The sequence below is a fragment of the Blattabacterium sp. (Blatta orientalis) str. Tarazona genome, from assembly GCF_000334405.1.
In the GTDB taxonomy this organism is placed as follows: Bacteria; Bacteroidota; Bacteroidia; order Flavobacteriales; family Blattabacteriaceae; genus Blattabacterium.
Window position 1 is genome coordinate 440,971 of sequence record NC_020195.1, and the last position, 25,736, is coordinate 466,706.

At 29.2% G+C, this 25,736-nt stretch carries 23 protein-coding genes and 2 pseudogenes; 17 read left to right on the top strand and 8 right to left on the bottom strand.

Annotated features, from left to right (window positions below):
- Positions 1-960 (top strand): methylenetetrahydrofolate reductase [NAD(P)H], encoded by a 960-nt coding sequence (metF, locus tag BLBBOR_RS02210; RefSeq protein ID WP_015370808.1) that lies wholly within the window; start codon positions 1-3, stop codon positions 958-960.
- On the opposite strand, the gene BLBBOR_RS02215 is transcribed toward metF, so the two are convergent.
- Entirely contained in the window at positions 957-1,940 is a 984-nt protein-coding gene (locus tag BLBBOR_RS02215; RefSeq protein ID WP_015370809.1) for a pyruvate dehydrogenase complex E1 component subunit beta, read from the bottom strand. The genes metF and BLBBOR_RS02215 overlap by 4 nt on opposite strands.
- A gap of 119 nt (positions 1,941-2,059) precedes the next feature.
- Positions 2,060-2,737 carry a hypothetical protein gene (locus tag BLBBOR_RS02220; protein WP_015370810.1) on the bottom strand — a complete coding sequence of 226 codons (678 nt, stop codon included), beginning with the start codon at positions 2,735-2,737 and terminating at the stop codon, positions 2,060-2,062.
- Between the two features lie 182 nt (positions 2,738-2,919).
- Here BLBBOR_RS02220 and BLBBOR_RS02225 point away from each other — a divergent pair, with 182 nt between their 5' ends.
- A complete protein-coding gene (locus BLBBOR_RS02225; RefSeq protein WP_015370811.1) occupies positions 2,920-3,543 on the top strand; it encodes a bifunctional nuclease family protein in 624 nt (207 codons plus the stop codon).
- 4 nt (positions 3,544-3,547) lie between these two features.
- Here the strand turns inward: BLBBOR_RS02225 and BLBBOR_RS02230 are convergent, their stop codons facing one another.
- The gene (locus BLBBOR_RS02230; protein ID WP_015370812.1) at positions 3,548-4,066 is read right to left on the bottom strand and encodes a dihydrofolate reductase; all 519 of its coding nucleotides are present in this window, start codon (positions 4,064-4,066) and stop codon (positions 3,548-3,550) included.
- Between the two features lie 22 nt (positions 4,067-4,088).
- Between BLBBOR_RS02230 and BLBBOR_RS02235 the strand changes: the two genes are divergently transcribed.
- Positions 4,089-6,737, top strand: coding sequence for a valine--tRNA ligase (locus BLBBOR_RS02235; RefSeq protein ID WP_015370813.1), 2,649 nt, complete (start codon positions 4,089-4,091; stop codon positions 6,735-6,737).
- Here BLBBOR_RS02235 and BLBBOR_RS02240 read toward each other — a convergent pair.
- From BLBBOR_RS02240 to ndk, 3 genes are read right to left on the bottom strand one after another with little or no spacing between them, the layout of a single operon-like run.
- Positions 6,734-7,477 (bottom strand): YgcG family protein, encoded by a 744-nt coding sequence (locus BLBBOR_RS02240; RefSeq protein WP_015370814.1) that lies wholly within the window; start codon positions 7,475-7,477, stop codon positions 6,734-6,736. The genes BLBBOR_RS02235 and BLBBOR_RS02240 overlap by 4 nt on opposite strands.
- Before the next feature lie 23 nt (positions 7,478-7,500).
- Positions 7,501-8,103, bottom strand: coding sequence for a LemA family protein (locus tag BLBBOR_RS02245; RefSeq protein ID WP_015370815.1), 603 nt, complete (start codon positions 8,101-8,103; stop codon positions 7,501-7,503).
- A 58-nt stretch (positions 8,104-8,161) separates the two neighbouring features.
- Entirely contained in the window at positions 8,162-8,584 is a 423-nt protein-coding gene (gene ndk / locus BLBBOR_RS02250) for a nucleoside-diphosphate kinase (protein WP_045118252.1), read from the bottom strand.
- A 115-nt stretch (positions 8,585-8,699) separates the two neighbouring features.
- Between ndk and BLBBOR_RS02255 the strand changes: the two genes are divergently transcribed.
- The 11 genes and pseudogenes from BLBBOR_RS02255 to rplT all read left to right on the top strand — a co-directional run bounded on the left by BLBBOR_RS02255 (position 8,700) and on the right by rplT (position 21,841).
- The gene (locus BLBBOR_RS02255; RefSeq protein ID WP_015370817.1) at positions 8,700-11,144 is read left to right on the top strand and encodes a thiamine pyrophosphate-dependent enzyme; all 2,445 of its coding nucleotides are present in this window, start codon (positions 8,700-8,702) and stop codon (positions 11,142-11,144) included.
- A gap of 99 nt (positions 11,145-11,243) precedes the next feature.
- A complete protein-coding gene (locus tag BLBBOR_RS02260; RefSeq protein ID WP_015370818.1) occupies positions 11,244-12,305 on the top strand; it encodes a branched-chain amino acid aminotransferase in 1,062 nt (353 codons plus the stop codon).
- 4 nt (positions 12,306-12,309) lie between these two features.
- The gene (gene argS, locus BLBBOR_RS02265; protein ID WP_015370819.1) at positions 12,310-14,070 is read left to right on the top strand and encodes an arginine--tRNA ligase; all 1,761 of its coding nucleotides are present in this window, start codon (positions 12,310-12,312) and stop codon (positions 14,068-14,070) included.
- A gap of 16 nt (positions 14,071-14,086) precedes the next feature.
- A pseudogene (ffh, locus tag BLBBOR_RS02270) lies at positions 14,087-15,437 on the top strand (signal recognition particle protein).
- Positions 15,438-15,588: 151 nt separating this feature from the next.
- A complete protein-coding gene (locus tag BLBBOR_RS02275) occupies positions 15,589-17,142 on the top strand; it encodes a glycerol-3-phosphate dehydrogenase/oxidase (protein WP_015370821.1) in 1,554 nt (517 codons plus the stop codon).
- Between the two features lie 20 nt (positions 17,143-17,162).
- A pseudogene (glpK, locus tag BLBBOR_RS02280) lies at positions 17,163-18,658 on the top strand (glycerol kinase GlpK).
- Positions 18,659-18,681: 23 nt separating this feature from the next.
- Positions 18,682-19,425 carry an MIP/aquaporin family protein gene (locus BLBBOR_RS02285; protein ID WP_015370823.1) on the top strand — a complete coding sequence of 248 codons (744 nt, stop codon included), beginning with the start codon at positions 18,682-18,684 and terminating at the stop codon, positions 19,423-19,425.
- Positions 19,426-19,479: 54 nt separating this feature from the next.
- Positions 19,480-20,706: a threonine--tRNA ligase gene (thrS, locus tag BLBBOR_RS02290; protein ID WP_015370824.1), complete on the top strand. Its 1,227-nt coding sequence runs from the start codon at positions 19,480-19,482 to the stop codon at positions 20,704-20,706.
- Positions 20,707-20,824: 118 nt separating this feature from the next.
- Complete coding sequence (gene infC / locus BLBBOR_RS02295) at positions 20,825-21,289, top strand: translation initiation factor IF-3 (RefSeq protein WP_015370825.1); 465 nt, start codon at positions 20,825-20,827, stop codon at positions 21,287-21,289.
- A gap of 4 nt (positions 21,290-21,293) precedes the next feature.
- Positions 21,294-21,482, top strand: a complete 189-nt coding sequence (gene rpmI, locus BLBBOR_RS02300) for a 50S ribosomal protein L35 (RefSeq protein ID WP_015370826.1) — start codon at positions 21,294-21,296, stop codon at positions 21,480-21,482.
- A gap of 11 nt (positions 21,483-21,493) precedes the next feature.
- Positions 21,494-21,841 carry a 50S ribosomal protein L20 gene (gene rplT, locus BLBBOR_RS02305; protein WP_015370827.1) on the top strand — a complete coding sequence of 116 codons (348 nt, stop codon included), beginning with the start codon at positions 21,494-21,496 and terminating at the stop codon, positions 21,839-21,841.
- Positions 21,842-21,868: 27 nt separating this feature from the next.
- Here the strand turns inward: rplT and def are convergent, their stop codons facing one another.
- Both def and ruvX read right to left on the bottom strand, forming a co-directional pair.
- A complete protein-coding gene (def, locus tag BLBBOR_RS02310) occupies positions 21,869-22,372 on the bottom strand; it encodes a peptide deformylase (RefSeq protein WP_015370828.1) in 504 nt (167 codons plus the stop codon).
- On the bottom strand, positions 22,369-22,797 hold the full coding sequence (ruvX, locus tag BLBBOR_RS02315; RefSeq protein WP_015370829.1) for a Holliday junction resolvase RuvX: 429 nt from the start codon (positions 22,795-22,797) through the stop codon (positions 22,369-22,371). The genes def and ruvX overlap by 4 nt, the downstream gene beginning before the upstream one ends.
- Before the next feature lie 86 nt (positions 22,798-22,883).
- On the opposite strand from ruvX, the gene BLBBOR_RS02320 reads away from it, so the two are divergent.
- Genes BLBBOR_RS02320 through BLBBOR_RS02330 form a run of 3 tightly spaced genes read left to right on the top strand, consistent with a single transcriptional unit; the run spans position 22,884 to position 25,729 of the window.
- The gene (locus tag BLBBOR_RS02320; RefSeq protein WP_015370830.1) at positions 22,884-23,717 is read left to right on the top strand and encodes a 2,3,4,5-tetrahydropyridine-2,6-dicarboxylate N-succinyltransferase; all 834 of its coding nucleotides are present in this window, start codon (positions 22,884-22,886) and stop codon (positions 23,715-23,717) included.
- A gap of 5 nt (positions 23,718-23,722) precedes the next feature.
- On the top strand, positions 23,723-24,304 hold the full coding sequence (locus BLBBOR_RS02325) for an L-threonylcarbamoyladenylate synthase (protein ID WP_015370831.1): 582 nt from the start codon (positions 23,723-23,725) through the stop codon (positions 24,302-24,304).
- A gap of 6 nt (positions 24,305-24,310) precedes the next feature.
- Positions 24,311-25,729: a CCA tRNA nucleotidyltransferase gene (locus BLBBOR_RS02330; RefSeq protein ID WP_015370832.1), complete on the top strand. Its 1,419-nt coding sequence runs from the start codon at positions 24,311-24,313 to the stop codon at positions 25,727-25,729.
- The last annotated feature ends 7 nt before the right edge of the window (positions 25,730-25,736 follow it).

Here is a 25,736-nt window from a genome sequence, read left to right on the forward strand (position 1 = left end):
ATGAAAGTCACTGATCATATAGCTAAAGCTAAAAAAAGTTTATTTTCTTTTGAAATATTACCCCCTTTAAGAGGACATGACATCAAAGATATTTTTTATACATTAGATCCTCTAATGGAATTTAATCCTCCTTTCATTGATGTCACATATCATCGTGAAGAATTTATTTATGTAGAAAAAGAAAACGGACTTTTACAAAGAAGAACTATTTCACGACGTCCAGGAACTGTAGGAATTTGTGCGGCTATTATGAATAAATATGGAATAGACGCGGTGCCACATCTCATTTGTGGCGGTTTCAATAGACAAATGACGGAAAATGCTTTGATAGATCTAAATTTTTTAGGAATAGATAATGTTTTAGTTCTTAGAGGGGATCCTTTAAAATCTGAAAAGAGTTTTTTTTCAAAAAAAGACGGTCATCAATATGCTGTAGAATTGGTTGAACAAGTTCAAAACCTGAACAATGGGAAATACCTTGATAATACTTTCGAACAAAAAGACTCTCCATTATTTGATTTTTGTATTGGAATAGCTGGATATCCAGAAAAACATTTAGAAGCGCCAAATATGGAAAGTGATTTATTCTTTTTAAAGAAAAAAGTGGAAGCAGGAGCTAATTACATTGTGACTCAAATGTTTTTTGATAATCATAAATACTTTTCTTTTGTCAAAAAATGCAGATCAGAAGGAATTACTGTGCCTATAATACCTGGAATTAAACCAATTTCTTCTAAAAAACAGTTAAATAGTCTTCCTTCTCGTTTTTATTTAAATATTCCTCATGAATTAGTGAAAGAAATTGAAAAAGTAAAAGATAAAAAAATGATTTCTCATATTGGAATTGAATGGGCCATCCAACAATCTAAGGAACTAAAAGATTCTGGTGTGGAAGTGATCCATTATTACACCATGGATAAACCAGAAAATATTTATAAGATAGTTCAAGCTGTGTATTAATTAGATAAGATAAAGGGTTTTTTTATAGCCTTGATAATTTTTTCTTCATTTGGAAACCAAGCTTTAATTAAATTAGAAGCATAAGGTGCAGGAGTGTCAAGCAGAGTGATTCTACTTATAGGGGCATCTAAGTAGTCAAACGCTTTTTTTTGTATAATGTAAGAGACTTCAGAGGCTATTGAAGAAAAAGGCCAGGATTCCTCTAAAATCACTAAACGATTAGTTTTTTTCACAGAAAAAAGTATAGATTCATAATCTAACGGACGAATAGTACGAATATCTATGACTTCTACACTAATGTTTTCTTGATCTAATTTATTAGCAATATTTAAGGCCATTTTCATAATCTTTCCAAAAGAAACTAAACTAACATCTGTTCCTTCTTTTTTTACTTCAGCTTTTCCAATAGGAAGAATATATTCTTCTTCTGGAATCATCATTTTATCCCCATACATTTGTTCAGATTCCATAAAAATTACGGGATTATCATCTCTTATAGCGGATTTTAAAAGTCCTTTAGCATCATATGGATTACATGGAATTACTACTTTTAATCCAGGACAACTAGCATACCAACTTTCAAAAGATTGAGAATGTGTAGCTCCTAATTGTCCAGCAGATCCAGTAGGCCCTCTAAAAACAATAGGGATATTCCATTGCCCTCCACTCATATAACGTATTTTTGCCGCATTATTAATAATTTGGTCCATGGCGACTAAAGAGAAATTAAAAGTCATAAATTCAATAATAGGTCTGCATCCGTTCATGGAAGAACCTACTCCTATTCCAGAAAATCCTAATTCTGATATAGGTGTATCGATAACTCTTTTTGGGCCGAATTCCTCAAGCATTCCTTTAGAAGCTTTATAAGCTCCATGATATTGAGCCACTTCTTCTCCCATAAGATATACAGCGTCATCTCTTCTCATTTCTTCACTCATAGCTTCTGCTAGGACTTCACGAAAAGTTTTTTCTTTCATCATAATGTAAAAGTTCTCAAATGTTTAAGTATTATATAAAATAATAACGGAAAAGGAAGCCTAATCTAATATCTACCTTTTCCGTTTTTTTTTGATAAATTAAGATAATAATCAATCAATCAGTTTTTTTGGTCCTGTGTTGTTGTTTGATCTGTATTCTCGTTTTTGTTGGTTGATTTATTTTTATTTTTTTTTTGTAAATCTTCTTGTATTTTCTGAAGAGCGAGTTGTTCATTTTTAGCTTCTGTTATAGATTTAGTTAGTTGACTCAGAAACAAATTTTTTTCTCTAAGTATTTTTAATCTTTCTTTTCCTAATTTTTTTTGATCTTCAAATTCTTTTTTAGCTTTTAATTGTTCTTCTGAACCATAGGGTTTAGATTTCATTACCGTTTTTTTTCTTTTAACTTCATTCAATATTCCTTTTTGTACCCCAACCATCTGATAGAATTCATTATGATGAAATTCGCTCTCTCTTTCTAATCTTTCTATTTTTTCACCTATCTCTTTTATTCTTTTAGATAAATCTTCTTGGTTAAGATCAGTAGGAATCGAAAAAGAAGGTTTATCTTCATCAGAAGGATCAGTAGGAAGGAAAGGAGGCATAGGAGTGGGTGTAGGTGTTGTTGGATTAGAACTAGCAAAGGAAGGATTTGGAGGAGGAATAGAAGGGGATGTTTCGTTTTTATTTTTTAATCCAGATTCATCAGCAGAAGTGATCTCATCATTACAGGAGATTAGACAAACTCCTAACGATAGAAAAATTGTTGGAATTAGAAATCTAATAGAAGTATTCATAATAAAAATTTTAAATATTTACATAGTTACAGTATACGATTCTTAAATATATAAAAAAAATTATTACATATAACAACAATTTTTACAAAGAATTTTATATATTTCTATTTTTAAATGAATCATCCATAAAATTTACTTTCAAATTTAGTATATTTGGTGATATCTAGATATATATTTTTTCTATGGAAAAACTCATCAGATTAGCTATACGTGGAATATCCTTAAGTCAAATACAATCTGGGATATATGTTTTATTACTGGAAGAAGAATCTGGAAGAATAAAACTTCCTATTATCATAGAGAGTTTGCAAGCCCAATCTATTGCTTATGCTCTAGGAAAAAGAGATCCATCTAGATCTTTTACACATGATCTATTTCTTACTTTTGCTAAAGTATTTCATATAAGGTTAAAAGCAGTTGTTATATATAAATTAGTCAATGGGATATTTTTTTCTTATATCCTGTTTGAAGGAGAAAATAAAGAACATAAGATAGATTCCAAAACATCCGATGCGGTAGCTTTAGCTGTGAGGTTTCAAGCTCCCATATATACTACAAAAGAAATATTTGATAAGGCTGGAATTTATTTCGAAAATGGATTTCCTATCGATAATAAAGAAAATGAGCTCCCTTCTTCTGAAGGGATTGAAAATTCTGTTCCACTTGTTTTTAACAAAGAAAAAAGTCAACAAGATTTAGAAAAAATGACAGAAAGAGATCTTAACGCTTTATTAAATCATGCAGTTGTCAATGAATGTTATGAACTTGCAGCTAGGATCAAAAAAGAACTAGATAGAAGAGAATAAATAATTAGTCTTTTCTTTCATATCGTATAAAACTGTAATTATATAAATGATGTTTATCTTTTTCATGAAAAAATTCATATGTTTTTTTCCACTTTCTAAGAGAAATTTTTGGAAATTTTGCATCTCCGTAAAATTTTTTGTGAATTACAGTTAATTCTATGATATGAGCTTTATCTATAGTAGAAGTATAGATTTTCTCTCCTCCTATCACAAATATTTTTTTATAATTTAAGTCATAAACCTGTTTCAAAGAAGAATATACTTCAAAAGTTCCGCGAGGATTATTCTTATTATTATTAGTTGAGGAGAAGAAATGTATTTTATTTTTTTTTGTTAGTATAATATTTCTTCTTCCTGGAAGAATTTTCCCAATGGATTCAAAAGTTTTCCGACCCATAAGAACGGGTTCTCCAAAAGTCATATTTTTGAAACGTTTTAAATCATTAGGTAAATGCCACATTAATTGATTATTTTTTCCTATAAATCCATTGCTAGAAACAGCAGAAATCAGTATAATTTTCATTTTTTTTTATATTTTTAAATTTATGGATATTCCAATTAAATATGACCCAAAATCTGTTGAAAATAGAATCTATCATCATTGGATGAAGGGAAATTATTTTTTTTCTTTACCAGGAAAGGAGCCTCCTTATACAATTTTGATGCCACCTCCTAATATTACTGGAGTTCTTCATATAGGACATATTTTGAATAATACTATACAGGACATATTGATTAGATATGCAAGAATGAAAGGATACAATCCTTGTTGGATTCCCGGGATGGATCATGCTTCTATTGCTACAGAAGCAAAAGTAGTTCATCAATTAAAGGAAAAAGGATTGTCTAAAATCCTTATAGGAAGAGATAAATTTTTATCACATGTTTCGGAATGGTCTGAGAAACATAAGAACATTATTTTAAATCAACTAAAAAAATTGGGGTGTTCTTGTGATTGGAACCGTGTTCAATTTACTATGAACAAGAAATTATCCAAATCTGTTACAAAAGTTTTTATAGATTTATATGAGAAGGGATATATATACAGGGGGTATCGTGTAGTGAATTGGGATCCAGAAGCTAAAACTACTATTTCTGATGAAGAAGTCTTCTATCGAGAACAAAAAGGAAAACTTTTTTATATAAAATATCCAATAGAAGGGGAAAAATATTTTGTGACTATTGCTACGACTCGTCCTGAAACCATGTTTGGGGACACAGCTATTTGTTTTCATCCAGATGACAATCGTTATTTTCATTTAAAGGGAAAATATGCTAGAATCCCAATAATCAATCGATTGATTCCTATTATTCAAGATTCATATGTAGATCCATATTTTGGATCAGGATGTTTAAAAATCACTCCAGCTCATGACATAAACGATAAAGCTATTGCTGATACATATCATTTAGAGATAATTGATATTTTTAATGAAGATGCGACTCTCAATGAAAAAGGTCTTCATTATAAAGGAATGGATCGTTTTGAAGTGAGAAAAAATATAATAAAAGAGTTATCTACCTTAGGAGCTCTGTCTAAGGTAGATAACTTTAATCAAAAAATTGGATTCTCAGAAAGAACAAAAACCGTAGTAGAACAAAAATTGTCTCTTCAATGGTTTTTAAAGATGAAAAAAATGTCTATTCCTGCTGTAGAAGCAGTTAAAAATGGAGAAATCCGATTTTATCCAAGTAGATTTAAAAAAATTTATTTTCAATGGATGGATAAAATTCGTGATTGGAATATATCTAGACAATTGTGGTGGGGACATCGTATCCCAGTTTATTATTATGGAAATTCAAAAAATGATTTTGTAGTAGCAGAAAACTTGGAACAAGCCTTAATAAAAGCGAAAATTAAAAGTCATGATCCTCATTTAAAGGATGATAAAATTAGACAAGAACCAGATGTTCTAGATACATGGTTTTCTTCCTGGATCTTACCTATGTCTGTATTTGATGGATTTATTCATCCCCATAATCGAGAAATATCTTATTATTATCCTACTGAAGATTTAGTAACAGGTTCAGATATCTTGTTTTTTTGGGTTGCACGTATGATTATGGCTGGTTTTTTTTCAGAAAAAAAACCCTTTAAGAAGGTTTATTTTACTGGAATAGTAAGAGATGATAAAAATCAGAAAATATCTAAATCTCTAAATAATTCTCCAAATCCTGTAGATTTAATTGAAAAATATGGAGCAGATGCTGTTCGTATGGGGATTATGCTAAGAGCTAGTGCAGGAAAAGATTTTCATTTTGAGGAAAATATCTGTTTACAAGGAAGAAATTTTTCTAATAAGATATGGAATGCTTTTCGTCTGATAAAAAGTTGGAAGATAGAAGAAAAAAATAAAGATCTTCCTGAAGCATCTAAAAAGGCTATTAGATGGTTTGAAAATCGTTTTTATCATGTTTTGGAAATTTTTGAAAAATATTTTCATCAATATAAATTTGATGAATCATTGATGATTTTATACAAATTAATTTGGAATGATTTTTGTTCTTGGTTTCTTGAAATTATTAAACCTGTTTTTGGAAAAGGGATATCTAAACCCGTCTATTTAAATACAATTAAGTGGTTTGAGAATGTGTTAAAATTATTACATCCATATATGCCTTTTCTTTCAGAAGAAATTTGGAGTCTTCTTAAAAAAAGAACAAGAGAAGAAGCTTTAATTATTTCTTCTTGGCCTAAAAAAAAATCCTATAATCATAAAATTTTAGTTTCTTTTGAAAGGGCTGTTCAAATTATATCTCAAATACGTTCTATAAGAAATAAAATGAATATTCCTTATAAAAAAAGTTTAGTTTTATTTTATCTGAAAGAAGGAGCAGAGAAAGAATCCCATTCCATAATATTAAAATTAGCAAACTTATCTAAAATCATTCATGTTTTAAAAAAACCTAAAAAAGAACAATTTTTTTCCTTTTTTTTAGGAACGGATAAATATTTTTTATCTTTAGATAGAAAGTATTCTTCTAAGAAAAGAGATCTTATTCACATTGAAAAAAAAATTCAATATTTTTATAATTTATTATCTATGATTCGGAAGAATTTATCCAACAATAAATATGTGAAATCTGTTCCAAAAGAAATCCTTTTAAAGGAAAAAAAGAAAGAAAGTGATACTTTGAAAAAAATAGCTCATCTTGAAGAATTTTTAACAAAAAAAAATAAAAATCTAGATTAGATCACCAGTTTTCGCATGATCCACCACCTCCAAAAATTTCCACCTTCCCCGAATCCGTCAAAATTATCTTCATTATCAGAATATTTTTTTTTGAATAGAATATTCGTTAAAAATAATATATTTAATGATGATGGGTCTATTACTTTTTTACATAAGAAAAAAAATATAATAAAAAAAACACTAATAGAAAAAGCCAAATTCCATTTGGAAAAATGGTTTTTTTTGTTTTCCTTATTTATATATTCATTTTTCATGATTTTGAATATATCTTTAATACTGATATCTATAGCTTCATAGTATAGATTTTTCTTTAAAAAAGGTTTTATTTTTTGGATGATGCGTCGAGTGGTAAAATCGGTCAAGTATGGCTCTATTCCGTATCCATTTTGTATGGATATTTTTTTATCGTTAATAGATAATAATATGATAATTCCATTGTTTTTATATTTTTTTCCAATACGCCATTTATTTCCCCATTTAGAAGCTAAAAAATTTGGATCTTCTCCATAAAGATCTCGAACAATAGAAATTAAAATTTCTGTGGAGGTTTTTTTTGAATATTGAATGAGTCTTTCATTTAATTTTTGTATTTGAATGTGGGATAAAACTCCTGCATAGTCGTTAACGGGATATATTTTTTTTGGTTTATCAGGGATATTTAATTGTTTTCCTTGTATTAAATTTGTGAAAATTAGTAAAATGAGTAAAAATTTAATAACTTCTTTTAGAATTTTTTTCATCTAAAATTTTTTTGCTATGTTTTCTAATCCTGAAAATTTACAATAGGAGCTTTTTCTGATCCTATTTGAGATTTGAAATATCCTTTTTCTCTAAATTGAGGAAAAAAATTTGCGATGATAATTTTTGGAAATTTATTTCTATAAGTATTAAAATGATTTACTTGATCATTAAAACTGTTTCTTTCCACATTAATACGATTTTCTGTTCCTTCTAATTGATTTTGTAATTCTGAAAAATTTTGTGTTGATTTTAGATGAGGATAATTTTCCACAATTAATAATAATCTGCTAAGAGAACTTTGTAATCCTTCTTGCGCTCTTTGAAACCTACTTATTTGATATTGATTTAAATTATTGGGATTTATATTCATGGAAGTTGCTTTTGCTCTTGCTTCTATGACCTGATTCAGAGTACTTTTTTCAAAAGTAGCAGATCCTTTTACCGTTTTTACTAAGTTTGGAATCAAATCTGCTCGTCTTTGATAAACGTTTTCCACTTGACTCCATTGTTTTTTTATGTTTTCATTCAATTTGACTAGTTGATTATATGTTCCAGTTATCCATAAACTGATTACAAATATTAAGATTAAAATAGTGGAAATAATAATTAAAAAACTTTTTTTCATTTTAAATGTTTCTTCCTAATTCTAATTACAAAATACAAATTTTTGGAATTAAGTTGAATTACCAGAAAATTTCGCGATGAGAGAAATAAAATAGACATTCTCTAAAAGCATTTTGATTACTATCTGATCCATGAATCGCATTTTTTTCTAAAGAACTTGCATATAACTTTCGTATAGTCCCTTCAGCTGCATGAATGGGATTTTTATCTCCTATTAAAGTTCTAAAATCTTCTACTGCATTTTCTTTTTCTAGAAGAATAGAAACTATTGGTCCGGAAGACATAAAATTCACTAAAGAATCGAAAAAAAGACTTTCTTTATGTTCTGCATAAAATTTCTTGGCAGATCTTTTAGAAAGATCCGTCATTTTAAGTGCCCTAATATAAAATCCTGCATTGACTATATGAAACAAAATAGGCCCTATATATCCTTTTTCAACAGAATCCGGCTTGATGACAGCCAATGTGATTTTTCCCATCATGTGAGAGATCATTTTTGTTTTTTTATTAAGCAATATATCAAAAATAAACTTCATTTTTTCTTTTTTGTTAAGAAAATCTGAAAACTGTATTTTCATACAAAAAAAATTAGTATTAATGAATAAAAATAGTAGAAAATCTGGAATGGGGGGAAATGAAGGGAAAACCTCTTTCGATTTGTTTCTAAAAATGATTTTGACTGATTATAAATTAGCAAGAATTAGTCGTGAAACAAGTCTTCTAGGTCGTAAAGAAGTCTTAAATGGAAGAGCTAAATTCGGAATATTTGGAGATGGAAAAGAAATCCCTCAACTAGCTATGGCTAAAGTTTTTAAAAATGGAGACTTTAGATCTGGATATTATAGAGATCAAACTTTTATGATGGCTATTGGAGTTTTAAATGTAAAAAGTTTTTTTTCTCAATTATATGCGCATTCTGATCTAGAAGCAGAACCTGTTTCTTCTGGTAGAATGATGACTTCTCATTTTGGAACACGTCTTCTGAACAAAGATGGAAATTGGAAAAACCTCATAAAACAAAAAAACTCTAGTGCAGATATTTCTTCTACAGCTGGACAAATGCCAAGACTATTAGGTCTGGCTCAAGCTTCTAAAATTTATAAGAATTTAAGAAATTTGAAGAGAACACATAAAATGTTTTCTCATAATGGAAATGAAGTCGCTTTTGGAACCATTGGAAATGCAAGCATTTCTGAAGGTTTGTTTTGGGAAACCGTGAATGCCGCTTCTGTATTACAAATCCCTATTATCCTTTCTATTTGGGATGATGATTATGGAATATCCGTTCCTAATAAGTATCAATTTTCAAAACGAAATATTAGCGATCTTTTATCCGGATTTCAGAGAACTCAAAAAGAAAATGGAATAGAAATCCTTCGTGTAAATGGATCCAATTACATGGACCTTACAAAAACGTATGTTCAAGCAGATAAAATAGCTCGTTATGAACATATTCCAGTTATAATACATGTTACGGATCTCACCCAACCACAAGGACATTCTACCTCTTCATCACATGAACGATATAAATCTAAAGAGCGTTTAGAATGGGAAATGAAAAACGATGGAATCAAAAAATTTAGGGATTGGATTTTGAATTTTCAGTTTAAAACAGACACTGGCCTTGTTAAAAAGATCGCGGATGGAGATTTTCTGAATAAAATAGATGTAGAAGCCAAAGAATATGTTCTTCAGGAACAAAAAAAAGCTTGGGAAGCGTTTCAAAAGCCTATTGAAAAAATAAAGAATGAAGCTGTTAGTATTTTGAAAAAATTGCAATATGCATTTCCACGTAAAAAATGTATAAAAAATTCTATCAAAGAATTGCTCACTATTAAACAGTTACATACAAAAAAATCCATTTTTCGTGTTGTACGAAGATCTTTGTATCTTCTTTCGAAAGAAGAGTCTTATCAGAAAGAATGTCTGATAAAATGGTTTAAAAAAAAATACCAGGAAGAACAAGAGAACTATTCTTCACATTTATATAGCATTTCTGAAAAAGCTTCCGTAAAACTTTCCGAAGTTTTTCCGGTATATAATAAGAAAAATTCTTGTGAAGTAGACGGAAGAATCGTTTTAAGAGAGAATTTTGATAAGTTATTAGAATTATACCCTGATCTTTTAATCTTTGGAGAAGATGTCGGTAAAATTGGAGACGTAAATCAAGGACTAGAAGGTCTTCAAAAAAAATATGGAGAATCACGAGTTTTTGATACGGGAATACGTGAATCAACTATTCTTGGACAGGGAATTGGTCTTGCTTTGCGTGGACTTCGTCCTATAGTTGAAATTCAATATTTAGATTATATCCTGTATGCTTTGCAAATTATGAGTGATGATCTTGCTTGTTTGCAATACAGAACAAAAGGAGGACAAAAATCTCCCGTTATTATTCGAACAAGAGGACATCGTTTAGAAGGGATCTGGCATTCTGGTTCCCCTATGGGAGGAATAATCAATTATTTAAGAGGAATTTTTGTACTTGTTCCAAGAAATATGGTAAAAGCTGCGGGCTTTTATAATACTCTTTTAGCTGGAGATGATCCAGCTTTAGTGATTGAATGTCTAAATGGTTATAGAATAAAGGAAAAACTTCCGGAAAACTTAGGTTATTTTAGAACTCCTATTGGAATAGTAGAAGTGACTAGAATAGGAAAGGATATTACGATTGTTACTTATGGTTCTACATGGAGAATTGTTCATGAGGCCGCAGAAGAATTATCTAAAATAAATATTTATCCTGAAATAATTGATATTCAATCTCTATTGCCTTTTGATCTTCAAAAAGATATTGGAAAAAGCTTAAGAAAAACAAATAGATTATTAATTATAGACGAAGATGTTCCAGGAGGTGCTTCTGCTTATATTCTTCAAAAAGTATTAGAAGAACAAAGCGGATACTATTATTTAGATAGTCCTCCTATTACAATTACGGCTCAAGAACATCGTCCTCCTTATGGATCTGATGGAGATTATTTTTCAAAACCATCTGTTGAAAACATTGTAGAAAAAGTATTAAAAATCATGCAGGATAGTTAGAAAATTTAGGATTATTAATATTTTTTTTGCAAAAAATAAAGAATAAAATATTTATTATTAATTATCTTTGGAATCTTAAAGATAAAGTTTTTTTCCGTTATGAAAATAGAAAAAACCTTACATTCTAGAATAGACGAGATAGATTTTAACAATATTTCTTTTGGAAATCATTGTTCGGATCACATGTTTTGTTCAGAGTTTAGAAACGGAGAATGGAAGAATTCAATCATTAAACCATTCGAAAATATAAACATTTCTCCAAAATCTCTTGTATTTCACTATGGACAGGCTGTTTTCGAAGGAATGAAAGCTTATAAAGATAAAAATGAAGAAGTTTTTTTATTTCGTCCAGAAGAAAATTTTAAAAGAATAAATAGATCTGCTAAACGTTTAGAAATGCCCTCTATTCCAGAATCTATATTTATGAATGGATTAAAAAAACTAATAGATATAGATCGAGATTGGGTCCCAAAACATTATGGACAATCTTTATATATTCGTCCTTTCTTAATTGCAATGGATAGAGTTTTATCTGCTAAACCATCTAAGGATTATTTATTTATGATTATATCTACCCCGGTAGATGCTTATTATGAATATCCCTTAAAAATAAAAATAGAAGAAAAATATAGTCGTTCTGCATCAGGAGGAGTTGGATTTGCTAAAGCTGCTGGAAACTATGCCTCTTCTTTTTATCCTACTAGATTAGCAAGAGAAGAAGGCTTCGATCAGATCTTATGGACAGATTCATCCACTCATACATGGATTGAAGAATTGGGAACGATGAATGTTTTTTTTTGGTTGAAAAATAAACTCATTACTCCACGAGCTAATGAAAATATATTAAGTGGAATCACTTGCAAAAGTCTTCTTGCTTTAGCTAAGAAAGAAGGAATAGATATAGAAGAAAGAGATTTAAGTGTTTCAGAAATAATAGATGGATTAAAAAAAGGAGCCTTAAAAGAAGCTTTTGGTTGTGGAACAGCCGTAGTGGTGAATTATTTTCAAACTATTAGTTATCAAGGGGTAAATTTTTCTTTACCAGATATTCCAGATGATCAAAGAACATCTATTTTATTGAAGAAAAAACTATTAGACATTCAGCATAACTTTTCGGAAGATCCTTTTGGATGGAGATTAAAATTAAAAAGATTTCTGTAGTCTTATGAATGATGATTTTCCATCTATAGAGGGGACCATCAGAAAATCCATTTCTATTTTATACAGATTAGATCCTTGTCCTAGGTTGGATTTTCAATATACTAAAAAAGAACATCTAGGAGATATTACTTTTGTTTTATTTTCTTTGTCTAAAATATTAAAAAAACCTGCAGAAGAAATTGGAAAAAATATTGGAAATTACGTAAAGGATCAATTAAAAGGTTTGATTAGTTTTTCTATTGTTGGGGGGTTTTTAAATTTTATTTTTAAGGACAGTTATTATCTTTATCTTCTTATAAATATGTTAAATAAAAATTTTTATGATTTAAAATTGTCTGATAAAAATATCATGATTGAATATTCTTCTCCCAATGCAAATAAACCTCTTCATTTAGGTCATATTCGAAATAGTCTTATTGGTTATTCTTTATCCGAAATATTGAAAATGGTTGGATATAAAACTACTAAAATACAGATAATTAATGATAGAGGAATACATATATGTAAGTCTATGATAGCTTGGAAAGAATTAGGAAAAGGAGAAACCCCTGATAGGGTAGGGATGAAAGGAGACCATTTCGTGGGAAAATATTATAATTTATTTGAGAAAATTTATTGTGAAGAAGTTCAAAAATTTTCTCAAATAAATTATAATAATCAGAATTATATTCCAATTCTCAAAAAGACTAGAAATATGTTAAAAAAATGGGAATCAGGCGATTCTGAAACTAGGAATCTTTGGAAAAGAATGAATAAATGGGTTTATGAAGGATTCAAAGAAACTTATAAAAAATTAGGAATAATTTTTGACCAAGTAGAATATGAAAGTGATGTTTATGAAATTGGAAAAAATATCATAAAAGAGGGTTTTAAAAAGGGAATTTTTTTTCAAAAAAAAGATGGGTCTATTTGGGTGGATTTAATTAAAGAAGGTTTTGATCAAAAACTTTTATTACGATCAGATGAAACTTCTGTATACATCACCCAAGACATAGGAACTGCTGTAGAGCGTTTTAGAAAGTATGATGATATAGATCAACTCATTTATATTGTAGGGAAAGAACAAGATTATCATTTTAAAGTACTTTTTACTATCCTGAAACGTTTAGGATACATATGGGTGAAAAAATTAACTCATCTTTCTTATGGAATGGTAGATTTGCCAAGTGGAAGAATGAAATCAAGAAAAGGGAATATTATAGATGCTGATAGTTTGATATCGGAAATGTCTTCTATTGTAAAAAAAAATTTTTTAAAAGATTTTCCAAAAGAAGAACAGGAAAAATATGCAGAAATAATAGGAGTTGGAGCTATAAAGTATCATTTCTTACAAGTAGATCCTAAGAAAAGGATTATTTTTTATCCTGATAAGTCTATAGATCTCAAGGGAAAGACAGGTCCATATATCCAATATGCTTATTCGAGAATTCGTTCAATAGAACGAAAATTTACTTGTTTTTATTCCTTGACTCATAAGGATTTTTCTAATGAAAAATTGGATATACATGAAAAAAAAATGATTAAAATTCTTCAAAAATATCCATTAATATTAAAAAAATCTGCAAGAGATTTGAATCCTTCTTTAGTAGCTAATTATATCTATGAAGTAGCTAAAATATTTAACCATTTGTATCAAAATACAAGAGTAATAAACCCTTTAAATGTAATTCATAGTAATATTTGTATGAATATCATTCATGTGACAGGGAACATTTTAAAATCTGGAATGAATTTATTAGGCATAAAAATGCTTGACCGTATGTAAAAAAAAATAAACGTTTATGTTTGAACATTTACAAAAAAAATTGAATAAAGCTTTTCATATTTTAAAGGGAAATAGAAAAATAACTGAAATAAATATTGCAGAGACTATGAAAGAAATTCGTAGAGCTCTTATTGATGCTGATGTTAATTACAAGATTGCTAAAACCTTTGTTCAAAAAGTTAAAGAAAAATCTATAGGTAAAAAAGTATTAACTTCTTTAAATCCAAAACAGCTAATTATAAAACTAGTATATGATGAGTTAGTCACCCTCATGGGGAAAAAAAATAGAGAAATAAATATTTCTAATAATCCTTCCATTATTTTGATTTGCGGTTTACAAGGAAGTGGCAAGACTTCTTTTTCTTCTAAGCTCGCTTTTTTTTGTGTAGAAAAAAAAATAAAAAATCCTTTATTAGTAGCTGCAGATATTTATCGTCCTGCAGCTATAGATCAACTGAAAATTATTGCAGATAAAGTTCATCTTCCTTATTTTTTTTTAAAAGAAAATAAAAATGTAATAGAGATTATTGAAAAATCTCTTATTTATGCTTCTCAAAAAAAGTATAATGTAGTTATTATTGATACTGCAGGTAGATTAGCTATTGATAAAAAGATGATGGATGAAATTCAAAAAATTTATCAGTATTCTAACCCAGATGAAACTTTATTCGTTGTGGACTCCATGACTGGACAAGACGCTATAAATACGGCTCAAATTTTTTCTCATACTCTGAATTTTGATGGGATAGTAATGACTAAATTAGATGGAGATAGTAGAGGAGGATCAGCTATTACTATGTCTAGTGTCATTGGTAAACCTATAAAATTTATTAGTAATGGAGAAAAGATAGAAGATATAGAAATTTTTCACCCAGAAAGAATAGCTAATAGGATTTTAGGAATGGGAGATATCGTTTCTTTAGTAGAAAAAGTTCAAGAACAATTTAATGAGAAAGAAACTCAAAAGATTTATAAGAAAATTTCAAAAAATCGTTTTAATTTTGAGGATCTTTTAGAACAACTTCAACAAGTAAAAAAAATAGGAAGTATGAAGAATCTTATGTCCATGATTCCTGGCATGGATAGATTTTTTGAGCATAAAAACGAAAAAAAGATTCTTTCAAAGAAATAGAATCTATAATTCTATCTATGACTCCATATGAAAGAAATCATCCAAAAATACTTGATGATGTGAGAAGAAAAAAAGAATTTCAAAAGGTTCTGGAGTTTCCTTAAGAGAAATTGACCTTTTTTTAAAACAATTTTATAGCATAAGTAAAATGATGAAAACTATTCATGCTAGTTCAGGATCCAAAATGATAAAAAATTTTTTATCTAAAATGATTAATAAAGAAAATAGTAGATAGGTTGTTTATATTGGATTAATTTTAATAAAAATTTTCTTTTATTGAAAATATTTTTAATTTTGTTCGTTTGATATGAATAATTTTTTCAAGACCCAAATGGGGATGATATACAATTTTTGATGGAATTATTATGTATATGAATGAGTAAACCATGATGAAAGGTTTTTTAAATAGAGAAAGATTTTTAGGAATTTTAGAAAAAAAAAATATTTGGGATGTTTTGGTTATTGGAGGGGGAGCGACAGGATTGGGAATAGCTTTAGATTCAGCTTCTAGAGGTTATAAAACTCTTCTTTTAGAACAATCTGACTTTTCTAAAGGAACTTCTAGTCGTAGTACTAAATTAATTCACGGAGGAATACGATATTTGGCTCAAGGAAATATAAAATTAGTCTATGAAGCTTTACAGGAAAGAGGACATTTGTTGAAAAATGCTCCTCATTTGGTAAAAAAACAACGATTTGTTATTCCTATTTTTAGTTGGAGAATGGGTTTTTTTTATTGGGTTGGTTTGAAATTTTATGAATGGTTAGCTGGTTCTCTTAGTTTTGGAAAATCTCAATTTTTATCCAGAAATGAAATACTGAAAATATTTCCTGAAATTCGACCAAATAGTTTGAAAGGAGGTATTTTATATTATGATGGACAGTTTGATGATGCTCGTTTGGCTATTAATTTAGCCAAAACTTGTGTTCAGCAAGGAGGAGTCGTGTTGAATTATTTTCAAGTAAAAAATCTTATTAAAGAAATAGGAAAAATATCTGGAGTGATAGCTTATGATCTTGAAACTAAAAAAAAGTATTCTATTTTTTCAAAAACAGTTATTAATGCCACAGGGGTTTTTTCAGATTCTATTTCTAAAATGGATGAATCTACATGGCCTATTTTAATAAAACCTAGTCAAGGGACGCATATTGTTTTAAAAAAATCATTTTTTAGCAGTTCCAATGCTATAGTCATTCCAAAAACTACGGATGGTAGAATTCTTTTTAGTATTCCATGGTATGATCATGTTTTGATAGGAACTACAGATACTTGTTTAGATAAGAGTGATCTTGATCCTAAACCTTTAGAAAAAGAAATAGATTTTATTCTACATACTTTTAAACAATACTTTGTATATACACCGAAAAAAAAGGATATTCTAAGTGCTTTTTCAGGTTTACGTCCTCTTTTTGTTCCTCGTCATTTTTCTTCTTCTGCTTACACTCATACTAAAGACATATCTAGATCTCATAAACTGATGATTAGTCCTTCTGGACTAGTAACTATCATAGGTGGAAAATGGACAACATATAGAAAAATGGCAGAAGAAACTGTCAATAAAGCTATTGAAATAGGAAAATTAAATAAAGTTCCTTCTATAACAAAAAATCTGAAAATTTATGGAGAGGATGAATCTCGCATTCAAAAATTAATTGAGGAAAATCCTCTATGGGAAAAACCCTTAATATCTAAATGTCCTTCTTATTATTGTACTGAAGCAGAAGTTATTTGGATGGTCCGTCATGAAATGGCTAGAACGATTGAAGATGTTTTAGCAAGAAGGTTTCGTTTATTATTTTTAAATGCTAAAAAAGCGATAGATATAGCACCAAGAGTAGCAGCATTAATGGCTCAAGAACTTTCTCGAGATAAAACATGGGAAAAATCACAGGTATCTGCTTTCAAAGAGTTAGCTATGCAATATTATTATCCAGTTTAAGTCAGAGAGAACATCATTATATGCTTATGAAAAAATATGTGCTATCATTAGATCAAGGAACTACTAGTTCTAGAGCTATTGTTTTTGATAGGATTGGAAATATTATATCCGTAGCTCAAAGAGAATTTACACAAATTTATCCTTATCCTGGATGGGTAGAACATAATGCAGAAGAAATATGGTCTACACAAGCTTCAGTAGCTTTAGAGGCAATTTTAAAAGCAAATTTAGAAGGGAGAAATATTGTTTCAATAGGAATTACTAACCAAAGAGAAACAACTGTGGTATGGGATAGAAAAACTGGAGAGCCTATTTATAATGCGATAGTATGGCAAGACAGACGGACATCTAGTTATTGTGATCAGATGAAGTGTGACGGTTTGACTGAAATGATTCGAAAAAAAACCGGTCTTATTATAGATCCTTATTTTTCTGCTACTAAAATTAAATGGATATTAGAAAATGTTCCAGGAGCTAGGAAAAAAGCTAATTCTGGAAAATTAGCTTTTGGAACTATAGATTCATGGTTGATATGGAATTTAACCGGTAAAGAAATTCATGTAACGGATGTCACTAATGCATCTAGAACCATGCTTTTTAATATTCATACCCTTAGTTGGGATCAAGATTTAATCAAATTATTTGATATTCCAAAAAAAATGCTTCCAGAAGTAAAGTCTTCTAGTGAAATTTTTGGTTATACTACGGGTCATATCTTATCCCATAAAATTCCTATATCTGGAATTGCTGGAGATCAACAGGCCGCTCTATTTGGTCAAATGTGCACTAAAATTGGAATGGTCAAAAATACTTATGGAACAGGTTGTTTTATGTTAATGAATGTTGGAGAAACTCCTGTTTTCTCTCGAAATAATTTAATAACTACTATTGCTTGGAAAATTAAAGATCAGGTTCAATATGCTTTAGAGGGAAGTGTATTTATTGCTGGAGCAGTTGTGCAATGGCTTAGAGATGGGTTAGGTTTACTTTTATCTTCAAGTGAAGCGGAAAAATTAGCCTCTTCAGTAGATAATACGGAAGGTATGTATATGGTTCCTGCATTTTCTGGCTTGGGGGCACCTTACTGGGATCAAAAAGCTAGAGGGACTATTGTTGGAATTACTAGGGGGACTTCTTCTGCCCATTTCGTACGTGCCGCTTTGGAAAGTATTGCTTTTCAAAATATGGATGTTCTTAAAGCTATGGAAGCAGATTCTGGGATTTCTATAAAAGAACTTCGTGTAGATGGAGGAGCAACGGTTAATAAATTATTAATGCAATTTCAATCTGATATTTTAAATGTCAAAGTAGTTAAATCCAAAATCTCTGAACTTACAGCAGCAGGTGCTGCTTATTTAGCTGGATTAGCTGTTAATTACTGGACTAGTTTGGATGATATTCAAGATAAATGGAAATTAGAACAGGTTTTTGAACCAAAAGGGATGTCAAGTCGTTTGGAACGAATTCAAGGTTGGAAAAAGCAATAAAAACAACACGTTCTTGGTCTAGCAAATAAAGTTTTTAATTATAATAATAATAATGACAAAAATATCTGCAGAGATTATAGGAACCATGATTTTGGTTTTTTTAGGAAATGGAGTAGTGGCCAATGTTCTATTGTCTAAAACAAAAGGACATGGAGATGGTGGATGGGTCACTATCACTATTGGATGGGCATTAGCTGTTTTTATGGGAATATTAGTTTCCGCTCCTTATAGTGGTGGACATTTAAATCCTTCTGTAACAATAGGGTACGCTATAATTGGAAAGTTTAAATGGAATCTTGTTCCTGTTTATATATTTTCCCAATTTATAGGAGCTATGTTGGGGTCTTTATTGGTTTGGATTTTATATAAAGATCATTTCTCAGAAACTAAAAATGAACAAGATAAATTATCTGTATTCACTACAAATCCTTCTATAAGAAATTTATATTCTAATTTATTGAGTGAAATATTAGCCACTTTTATTTTTATGTTTGTTACTTTCTACCTTACAGAAGAGTCTATTTTTTTTGATGAAAAAAAATATCCCCTTGTAGGATTAGGATATTTTGGAGCTTTTCCATCCGCTTTAATTATATTAGGAATTGGATTATCTTTAGGGGGAACCACGGGATATGCTATTAATCCTGCTCGTGATTTAGGTCCAAGAATTGTATATTCTATAATTTCTTTATATGGTGGAAAAACAAAGAGTAACTGGGATTACGCTTTTATTCCTGTATTAGGACCTATTCTTGGTAGTTTAATGGCAGCTGCATTATATTTATCAATAAAATGAAAAAACTCGTAACTTTTTTTCAAAAAGTTATAGTTAACTTATTTGATTCGTATAATGAATAAATATTCAGTTTCTAATCTGGATCACAGAAAAATAGGGAAAAAACTAAAGTTTTTTATTTTTTCTGATAGAGTTGGAACGGGATTGCCATTATGGTTACCTAGAGGAACAATTTTTAGAAGAAATTTAGAAGAATTTTTGACGGATATTCAGAAAAAATCAGGATATGAGATGATTATGACTCCACATATTGGACATAAAAAATTGTATGTGAGAAGCGGACATTGGGAGAAATATGGGAAAGACAGTTTTAAACCGATTCAAACTCCTCATTCAGAAGAAGAATTCCTATTGAAACCAATGAATTGTCCTCATCATTGTGAAGTTTATCGTTCTCAAGAATGGTCCTATCGTGATCTTCCTAAACGTTTTGCAGAATTTGGAACCGTTTATAGGTATGAACAAAGTGGAGAACTTCATGGTCTGACAAGAGTGAGATGTTTTACACAAGATGACGCTCATATTTTTTGTACGGATGATCAGCTATTGGAAGAGTTTAAAAAAGTCATAAATTTAGTTTTTTACGTATTTCGTCGTTTAGGTTTTTTGGAATATACGATTAGAGTTTCATTGAGAGATCCCAAAAAACTCCATAACTATATTGGATCGGATAAAAATTGGGAAATGGCTGAAAATGCTATTATTCAAGCTGTTAAAGAAGAAAAACTAGATGCCTCTCTTCATTATGGAGAAGCAGCTTTTTATGGTCCTAAATTAGATTTTCTTATCAAAGATTCTTTGGAAAGGAACTGGCAACTAGGAACTATTCAAGTAGATTATAATTTGCCTGAAAGATTTGATTTATATTATAAGGGAAAAAATAATGAGAGACTTCGTCCAGTTATGATCCACCGTGCCCCTTTTGGTTCTTTAGAACGTTTAATCGCTCTTCTTATAGAACACACAAAAGGAAATCTTCCCTTGTGGTTGGTTCCTAATCAAGCCGTTATTCTTCCTATAAGTGATAAATATATAATTTATGCAAAAAAAATTTTAAATTTGATGTTAAATCATAATATTCGTGTGTTTATTGATGAAAGGAACGAGAAAATTGATAAGAAAATCAGGGATTCTGAAGAAAACAAAATTCCTTATATGATTATTTTGGGAGAAAAAGAAGAAAAAAATAAAATGATTTCATTACGACGTCATGGATTAGGTCATATAGGGATATTTACTCTTTCCAATGGAATAGATGCTATTTTTAAAGAAACTAATTAAATTTATAAAATTATCATAAAAAAGAAATTTTCCAGGGGGCATAAAAAAAGAGAATATATCGTCCGTTACCGAAAAAAAAGAGGGACATCGCATTAATGCCTATATTAATTCTGATCAGGTGCGTTTAGTGGGGAATATAGTAGAAAACAGGATTTATTCTATCCAGGAAGCTCTTCAATTTGCTAGAGATAAGGAATTAGATTTAGTAGAAATTAATCCTAAAGTGTATCCTCCAGTATGCAAAATACTGGATTATAAAAAATTTCTGTATGAACAGAAGAAAAAAAAGAAGCAATTTAAAGCAAAACAAATTAAAGTAAATACTAAAGAAATTCGATTTGGTCCACAAATAGGGGATCATGATGGAAAAGTAAAAATAAAGAGTGCGGAAAAATTTTTAATGCGTGGGGATAAAGTGAAAGTTTTTGTTTTTTTTAAAGGTCGTTCAATAGTATATAAAGATCAAGGAAAAATAAAATTGTTAAAATTTGCAGAAGAAATTGAAGAATATGGAAGAGTGGAACAAATGCCCGTTATGGAAGGAAAAAGAATGTATATGATCTTAGCTCCAAAGAAGTTTTAGTATTATGCCTAAGTTGAAAACAAAATCAGGATCAAAAAAAAGATTTAAAAAAACAGCTAATGGCCGTATAAAAAAAAAACAAGCATTTAAAAATCATCTTTTAACTAAAAAATCGAAAAAAAGAAAACGTCGTCTTTCTAAATTTTCTTTATTGAAAAGTTCAGATAAAAAGAATATAAAAAAACAATTCTAACTTAAAAAGTTATGCCAAGATCTACAAATGCGGTTTCCTCTAGACGAAAACGTAAAAAAATACTTAAATATGCAAAAGGATTTTATGGAGCAAGAAGTAAGGTTTATACCGTGGCTAAAAACGCTGTAGAGAAATCTTTTAGCTATGCTTTTTCAGGAAGAAAAAAAAAGAAAAGAGATTTCAAATCTCTTTGGATTCAACGTATAAACGCTGGATCTCGTATATATGGAATGTCTTATTCTGTATTTATGAAGAAACTATCTGATAAAAACATTAAAATTAACAGAAAATTTCTTTCCGATTTTTCTATGAATGATCCGGATACTTTTAAAAAAATAGTAGAATATATCATTTCTTAGGGTTTTTATTTCTATCCAAAAGGGTCTTTAATTTTTTTCTATGAGTTTTTTCTTTCTAGAAGAGAAATAATCTATAAAAAGTTTTCCTTCCATATGATCATACTCATGTTGAATCACTCGAGCACATATTCCTTTTAGAGTTTCTTTCTTTTTTTTCCAATTATGATCATAGTATTCTATTGATACGTAAGATTTTCTTTTGACATCTCCCATGATCCCAGGAAGACTAAGACAACCTTCATTAAATTCATATTCTTTTCCATGGATTTTTAATATTCTAGCGTTAATAAAAACTTCTTTATAATTATCTATATCTTTTCCATTTTCTAATAAATAGGGAGTTTCTACTATAAAAAGTCGTATATTCTTCCCAATTTGAGGAGCAGCCAATCCAATTCCTTTCACTTTGTGTATAGTTTCGAACATATCTTTGACTAATTCCTGTATTTTTTTTCTACAAGAGTAAATGTCTATATCTATGCATTTCTTTCTTAGAATAGGATTTCCATAAACGACTATAGGTAATATCATAGATTAATTTTTTTTTCTTTTTTTGTAAGATAAGATTGTAAAATGATTGTTGCACTTATTTTGTTGATAAGTCCTTTTTGTCTTCTTTTTTTTTTTTCTAAACCTAATTCTATCATAGTAGAAAAAGCAATTTTAGATGTAAAACGTTCATCTATTCGTTCTATTCTAATTTTAGGATTTTTTTTCTGAAATTTAGAAATAAAATTCTGAATAGATTTTTCTATTAAAGCATTTTTGTTGTTTAAGGTTTTAGGTAATCCTATAACAATTTTTTTTATAGGTTTTTTAGCTATAAGAATGGCTAAAAAACTCATTAAATTTTTAGTTGGAATGGCATTTAGTCCAAATGCAAATTTTTGTAAAGAATCTGTTATAGATAAACCTGTTATTACTTTTCCGTAATCTATTCCCAATATTCTTGTCATTTTTATAAAAATATAACAAATATATACTTGTTATCTTATTTTATTTTTACTAATTTTGTTTTTGAAATATTTTTGTTTCTAATCTCATGAAAATAGATCAGCTTAAATTAGATATAGAAAGAGCTTGGAAAAATAGAGAAGAACGGTCTACAGACAGTAGTAGTCGTCCTATAAAGGAATTCGTGATTCGCGTTATAGATCTTTTAGAAAAAGGATCCATAAGGGTTTCAGAGTTTTTAAATGGAAAATGGAGGGTAAATGAATGGATAAAAAAGGCTATAATTATGTATTTTTCCATTAGAAAGATGAATTTGATCGAATTAGGTCCATTAGAATTTTATGATAAAATTCCGATCAAGAATAAATTTAAAGAGAAAGGGATTCGTGTCGTCCCCCCTGCTGTAGCACGTTATGGGTCTTATATTTCTCCTGGAGTGATTCTTATGCCCTCTTACGTGAATATAGGAGCTTATATAGGAGAAAAAACTATGGTAGATACTTGGGCTACAGTAGGTAGTTGTGCTCAAATTGGAAGTGGAGTGCATATAAGTGGTGGAGTTGGAATCGGAGGAGTTTTAGAACCTATACAAGCTTCTCCAGTGATTATTGAAGACGATGTTTTTATTGGATCTAGATGTATTTTAGTCGAAGGAGTTCTTATAGAGAGAGAAGCTGTGTTAGGAGCTAATGTAGTTTTAACCGCTTCTACTAAAATATTTGATGTTACAAAAGAGAAATCTGTGGAGAGAAAAGGTCTCATTCCTAAATCTTCTGTAGTCATTCCTGGGTCTTTTCCAAAAAAATTTCCTTCAGGAATCTATCAGGTTCCATGTGCTCTTATTATAGGGAAAAGAAAAGATAGCACAAATAAAAAAACATCTTTAAATGAAGCCTTGAGAACTCATAACATTGTTTTGTAAATTTCATGTCTTTTTATTACGAAGAAATAGAAAAAAGTGTAAAAATATTAAAAAAAGGAAAAAGCTTATTATATCCTACAGATACTGTATGGGGATTAGGTTGTGATGCTTTTAATATAAAAGCTATAGAAAAAATATATAAAATAAAGAATAGAAGTTTTTCGAAAACTATGATTCTTTTAGTAGAAAGCATGGATCGTTTATACGAATTAGTAGAAGAGATTCCTTTTTTCGTAAAAAAAATACTTCAAGAAAATCATAGAAAAAAACCTATCACTATAGTATACGACAATCCTAGGAAAATAATTTATAAATTAAATCTCCAAGCTAAAGATAATACTTTAGCTATACGTTTAACGATGGATCCTTTTTGTTCTCGTTTAATTAAAAATTTAGATAGACCCATTATATCTACTTCTGCTAATTTATCAGGATTTCCTACTCCTAAATCCTTTTGTGAAATCAGTCCTTCTATTTTAAAGAAAATCGATTATGCGGTAAACTTCCGTAGAAAAGAGATATCTAGTTATAGTAGTTCCTCTATACTAAAAATTGTTTCAAATAAAGTAAAAATATTACGCATGTAAACTTCCATGAAGTTATTTTCTGCTATTCATAGAAATATATTTCGTATTATTAGTCTTTCTGCTAAAAAAATACAACAAGATTGTTATGTAGTAGGAGGTTATGTTAGGGATTTTTTACTTGGTAAAAGAATCTATAAAGATTTAGATATTCTAACTATAGGAGAAGGGATTAGATTAGCCAAAGAAGTCTCTAAACACATTAACCCCACTCCTAGAATAAATATATTTAAACGTTTTGGGACTGCTATGCTAGAGTATAAAAATCACAAAATAGAATTCGTAGGATCTAGAAAGGAATCATATCATTTATACAGTAGAAAACCGATCATAGAGATAGGGTCATTGCAAGATGATCAAAAGAGGAGAGATTTTACAATTAATGCTTTAGCCATTAGTTTGAACGAGAGAAATTACGGAGAATTAATCGATCCATTTGGAGGTTTATCAGATTTAGAAAAAAAAACATTAAGAACTCCATTAAATTCAGATGTTACTTATTCTGACGATCCATTGCGAATGATGCGAGCAATCCGATTTGCTACTCAACTTCAATTTTTTATTGACAAATCTTCATTTCAATCTATTCAAAGAAATAGAAACAGAATAAATATTGTTTCTATGGAAAGAATTATAGAAGAATTCAATAAGATTCTTTTATCTAAAAAACCTTCTATAGGATTATTTTTATTGTATGAATCTGGATTATTATCAATTATATTACCGGAATTAACTTTATTGCAAGGAATAGAAGAAAAAAATGGATATAAGCATAAAGATAATTTTTATCATACTTTGCAAGTAGTAGATAATATTAGTCAAGAAGAAAGCAATTCTATTTGGTTAAGATGGGTAGCTTTGCTTCATGATATAGGGAAAGCTTATACTAAAAAATTTTTACCAAAAATAGGTTGGTCTTTTCATGCACATGAATTAGTAGGATCTAAAATGGTTCCAAAAATATTTCAACGTTTGAAATTGCCAAAAGGAGAACCTATGAGATATGTAAAAAAAATGATACAACATAGTTATAAACCTGTTGCGTTAATAGAAGGGAACACTAGTGATTCCGCCATCCGTAGATTTTTATTTGATATGGGAAAAGATATCGAAGATATAATCAAACTATGTATAGCGGATATTACTACGAAAAATATAGAAAAAAAAAATCGATATGCAAATAACTTATTTCTTCTCCTAGAAAGGATTAAAAAACTGGAAGAAAGAGATCGGATTCAAAACTTGAAATCTCCTATATCAGGAAACGATATAATGAATACTTTTCATATTAATCCATGTAAAAAAATAGGAGTCATAAAAAATTTTATTAAGGAATCTATTTTGGAAGGAAGAATATCCAATGAATTTCATTCTGCTTATTTTCTTATGTTAAAAAAAGGAGAAGAATTAGGATTGAAAAAAAAATAATGAATTA